Annotated in this window: 4 protein-coding genes and 1 pseudogene; 3 read left to right on the forward strand and 2 right to left on the reverse strand. The window is 51.0% G+C overall.

The features are described 5' to 3' along the window. Both AB7E14_RS20650 and mngA read right to left on the reverse strand, forming a co-directional pair. Positions 1–364 (reverse strand): annotated as a pseudogene (locus AB7E14_RS20650) (alpha-mannosidase); the annotation flags it as partial. 19 nt (positions 365–383) lie between these two features. After that, positions 384–2,300 carry a PTS 2-O-a-mannosyl-D-glycerate transporter subunit IIABC gene (mngA, locus tag AB7E14_RS20655; RefSeq protein ID WP_316962004.1) on the reverse strand — a complete coding sequence of 639 codons (1,917 nt, stop codon included), beginning with the start codon at positions 2,298–2,300 and terminating at the stop codon, positions 384–386. A gap of 176 nt (positions 2,301–2,476) precedes the next feature. On the opposite strand from mngA, the gene AB7E14_RS20660 reads away from it, so the two are divergent. The 3 genes from AB7E14_RS20660 to AB7E14_RS20670 form a co-directional block, all read left to right on the forward strand. Further along, positions 2,477–3,196 carry a GntR family transcriptional regulator gene (locus AB7E14_RS20660; protein ID WP_044266315.1) on the forward strand — a complete coding sequence of 240 codons (720 nt, stop codon included), beginning with the start codon at positions 2,477–2,479 and terminating at the stop codon, positions 3,194–3,196. Between the two features lie 497 nt (positions 3,197–3,693). Continuing rightward, positions 3,694–4,143 carry a methylaspartate mutase subunit S gene (gene glmS, locus AB7E14_RS20665; RefSeq protein ID WP_043001347.1) on the forward strand — a complete coding sequence of 150 codons (450 nt, stop codon included), beginning with the start codon at positions 3,694–3,696 and terminating at the stop codon, positions 4,141–4,143. Then, positions 4,143–4,814 (forward strand): glutamate mutase L (locus AB7E14_RS20670; RefSeq protein WP_428169877.1); only part of this gene is annotated, 672 nt, incomplete at its 3' end. The genes glmS and AB7E14_RS20670, both read left to right, overlap by 1 nt.

Below are 4,814 nucleotides of genomic sequence, written 5' to 3' on the forward strand. Positions count from 1 at the left end.
CAATTTTCATCGGCTCGCCAAAAGCCAGGCAATCACGCATGCCATACAGCAGGTTACGCACAATAGACTCACCGGAGACAATCGTGGTATCCGTCTGGGTGTACCATGGGCCGATAATTAACTTTCCGGTTTGCACCAGACGTTGTACCCGACAGGTATTTTCTGGCTTTATCGCAAAGTAATCCTCCAGCACTGCCGTCTGTCCATCAAGAACGTAATATTTATAGTCGGTATCCTGTTCCAGTCGGGTGAGGATCTCTTCCATATTGTTGACCAGCAAAATGCGTGACGCTTCGGTGGTAAAATACCACTCCCGATCCCAGTGCATATGCGGGGTAATGTGAACGCGAGATACAGCTTTCATCTTCGTTTCCTGTTCAGAATTAAGACATTACGCCATCAGTCGTATATTTACCCTGCTTCACCGCATAGCGTCGCCAGAGCAGCAAAACCAGCGTTGAGATAACGGTTCCCACCAGCGCCGCACCGAACCAGCCTGCCGCCGCCAGTACGCCGCCGTACCCGGCATCGTGCAGCAAAAAGAGTGAAAAAATACCCGCGCCAGGCGTTGAGAGACCAATATTCATCGCCCCAACCATTGCCCCTGTCGCCATTGACCCGAGGACAAAGGAGCCAATCACCCGCACAGGATCTTCAATCGCCATCGGGATTGCCCCTTCTGTAATACCCGCCAGCCCTAGCAGCCATGTGGATTTCCCGGTTTCAATTTCAAACTCTTTAAACAGACGGGGAGAAATTAATGTTGACGCGGTCACCGTAAATGCGGAGACCATTTTGACCGAGGCAAAGATGGCATAAGGACCGTAGACGCCGTTCGCCATCGCCCCCAGACAAAAGGCATAGGCGGCCTTATTGACCGGGCCCCCCAAATCAAATGAACACATAAAGCCGAGAATCGCGCCAAGCAGCAGCGCATTCGCCCCAGATAAACCGTTAAGCCAGGCGGTCAGGCTGTTGTTAATCCATGCCACCGGTTCGCCGACAACAAACAACATCAGGCTGCCTGCCCCCAGCGTACCAATCACCGGATAGAGGTAAAACGACAAAAAACCGTTGAATTTACTGCTCAATCGCAGGTGTTTTTTCACCCAGCGCATCAGGTATCCAGCAATTAATCCCCCTGCGATTGCGCCAAGAAAACCGGAACCGATCATGTTCGCGGCAAGCCCGGCAGCAAAACCGGGTGCCAGTGCGGGTTTATCCGCCAGAGAATACGCGGTGTAAGCCGCCAGTACAGGCACCATCAACACACCAAGCATTCCACCGCCAAGTTTGCGATACATCCACAGCCAGGAATTCTCCTGCTCGAACAGCGGTTGCAGACCGAATATCTGCGCCAGTAATACCGCGACAGCAAGTACCGTCCCACCCGCAACAATCAGCGGCACGGCAAAGGAGATCCCACTCAGTAAGGCCTGTTTTAACTCCGTCTTAAGCCCTTTAGGCTGATGGTTCTCTTCCTGCCGCACGCGCTTGACATTTTGTGGTTCAAGCGCCAACGCTTGCCGGATCAGTTGCTCAGCATGGCGAATCGGTTCGGCGACGGGTACCGTCAGCACCGGGATCCCCGCAAACCGTTCGCTCTCTTTGATTGCCACCTCAGCGGCCAAAATACAGGCACTGGCCGAATTCAGTTGATCTGCCGTTAAGCGCCCTTCAATACCGTTAGCGCCCTGCTTTTCAACAAAAACATTGACGCCCAACTTCCGTCCGGCTTTCTCCAGATATTCCGCCGCCATATAGGTATGCGCGATCCCCGCCGGACAGGCGGTCACACACACAATTGTGGGGGCGTTGAATGGCGTTGCGACCATTGGTCCATGCCCGTTGTCATCCAGCGCCGCCAACAGCTCGTCAGCACTCGTTGCCGCCATAACACGGGCTCGCGTTTCTTCATCAGCCAGCCTCGTGGTGAGCGCGGTCAACAATTGCATATGGGTACTGCCCGCCTCTTCCTGTGGGATGGCGAGCAGGAAAATCAGGTCAACAGCTTCCGGACCGTCGACCCCTTGCCAGCTCAGGGGCTTGCTGAGCGTCGCCACAGCAAAAGCGGCTTCTTTCACAGCCGACGTTTTCCCGTGTGGTACCGCCAGCCCTTCTCCTAACGCAGTCGGCCCGAGGTTTTCACGTGCAAACACGGCTTCCAGAAAGGCATCAGAATCAGCAATTTTGCCCAACGCCGTTAGCCGCTGCGCTAACGTACGAATCGCCTCTTCACGGCTGGTAAACCGGGCGTTCAGGCACAGCGCGTCCCGCTGGGTTAACGTCGTCAGGTTCATCATGATCCTCACAAAATGGTTGTTTTATGTGCGAAGGAGTGTGCCAGACAAAACAATACATTTATGTGATCATTTTCACTTAAAGACGATAATTTGTATTTAATTTATATTGTTTACACATTCAATTCATTAGGCATAATGTGAAAAGTCGTCTTAACAACCTGACAGAAAAAACCATGAGCCGAAAACCACTTTATCGACAGATAGCCGACGGGATCCGTGAACAAATCCAGCGAGGTGAGTTGAAGCCCGGTGATGCTCTGCCGACAGAATCCGCGCTACAGGCGGCATTTGGGGTCAGTAGGGTCACCGTGCGTCAGGCGCTAAGGCAGTTAACCGAGCAGCAGATCATCGAAAGCATTCAGGGCAGCGGCACATACGTTAAAGAGGAGCGGGTTAATTACGACATCTATCAATTAACCAGTTTTGATGAAAAGCTGACCGACCGTAGCAGCGATACGCACAGCGACGTGCTGGTTTTCGAAGTGATTCAGGCCGATGATTTTTTGAAAAATCAATTACAACTGGCTGATGACAAACGGGTCTGGCACGTCAAGCGGGTGCGTTACATCAAGCAAAAACCAGTCGCGCTGGAGGAGACGTGGATGCCGTTGGCATTATTCCCTGATTTAACCTGGCAGGTGATGGAAAACTCAAAGTACCACTTCATTGAAGAGGTGAAGAAACAGGTCATTGAACGCAGTGAGCAGGAGTTGATTCCACTGATGCCCACCGAAGAGATGAGCCGCCTGCTTGCTATCCCGCTCACAAAGCCAATCCTGGAAAAAGTGTCGCGTGGTTTTTTAAAGGGAGGACAGGTATTCGAATACAGTCGCAATGCGTTTAATACTGACGATTATAAATTTACGTTGATCGCCCACAGGAAACAGCGTTAATCGGAGTGCGCTTTAAAACTATTTCGACGAAGTGTTAACTGCTTCACAAATATAAAGTCAATGTAATATGCTGAATTTTTCATGTCCCAACGCGGGAATTGCAAACAACTCACCATCATATTTATCATTTTATTAACAATAATAAAATGGCGTATAGAAACATTATGCTTTATTCCGTTACGCGCCTCACACTTCTTCCTCTAAAATTATTTAAACGCCTATTCAGCGCAAAGACAAATAAACAGGATTTAGATCACAAACATAGAAAGCCGTTTAATAGGAATCTATTTATTAAATATATACACCATCCAGAATAAAACATATAACTCATTGATAATAAACAATTTTTAAATTTTCATTCATAGAACAGTCGTTTTTCGAAAGATATTTTGAAAATAGATCAATTGCATCCATCGCGCCTCCCCACGACACTCCGTCCCTATTAAAACATTGCAAAACTTTTTATTTCTTACCCTGAGTCCTGGAGAGGATTACCCATGAAAAAATCAACACTCGTTATTGGCGTCATTGGTGCTGACTGCCATGCCGTAGGCAATAAAGTTCTGGACCGCGTTTTTACTGCCCATGATTTTCGCGTAATCAATCTGGGCGTAATGGTAAGCCAGGATGAATATATCGATGCCGCGATCGAAACCGGCGCCGATGCGATTGTCGTCTCTTCCATTTATGGCCACGGTGACATCGACTGCCTTGGTCTGCGCGAGCGCTGCATCGAACGCGGTATCGGCGATATCCTGCTTTACGTCGGCGGCAACCTGGTGGTCGGGAAGCATGATTTCGCAGACGTCGAAGCCAAATTCAAAGAGATGGGCTTCCAGCGCGTCTTTGCACCAAGCCACGATCTCGAAGATGTGTGTCAGCTGATGGCAGCGGATATCAACAAGCGCCACGGCATTGAAAAGCGTTGTCTGGAAGAGGCCATCTGATGCAAACCGTCTCTGTCGATATCGGCTCGACGTGGACCAAAGCTGCCCTCTTCGCAAAGGAGGGGGATGCGTTAACACTGGTTAACCACGTTCTGACTCCGACGACGACCCATCATCTGGCGGAAGGTTTTTTCGCCAGCCTGAACCAGGTGCTGAACGTTGCCGATGCGCGCCCACTGCTCAACCGGGGTGAAGTGACCCTGAAATACTCCTCGTCGGCGAAAGGCGGTCTTGCCGTTGCCGCAATGGGACTGGTGCCGTCGATCACTCTGGAATCGGCAAAAGTCACGGCGCATTCCGCCGGGGCAAAAATCGCCCAGTACTATTCGTACAAACTGAATCGCCATGATATTCAGGCGCTGGAAGCTTCACCACCGGACATTCTGCTGTTTACCGGCGGCACCGACGGTGGTGAAGAGAGCTACGGCCTGGCCAATGCGCGCGCCCTGGCAGAGTCCAGCCTCGACTGCGCCATTATCTACGCCGGAAACCGCGACATTCAGGATGATGTCCAGGCGATTCTGGGACACAAAGATCTGACCACGGTAGACAACATTCTGCCCGATCTCGATCACCCGAATCCCTTCGCAGCCCGCAAGGCGATTTGTGATGTCTTCCTGTCCCGCATTGTGAAAGGCAAAGGCCTGGATGTGATTGTCGGTGAAACCGGC

Source organism: Citrobacter sp. (assembly GCF_050252275.1).
GTDB classification, from domain to species: Bacteria; Pseudomonadota; Gammaproteobacteria; order Enterobacterales; family Enterobacteriaceae; genus Citrobacter_A; species Citrobacter_A amalonaticus.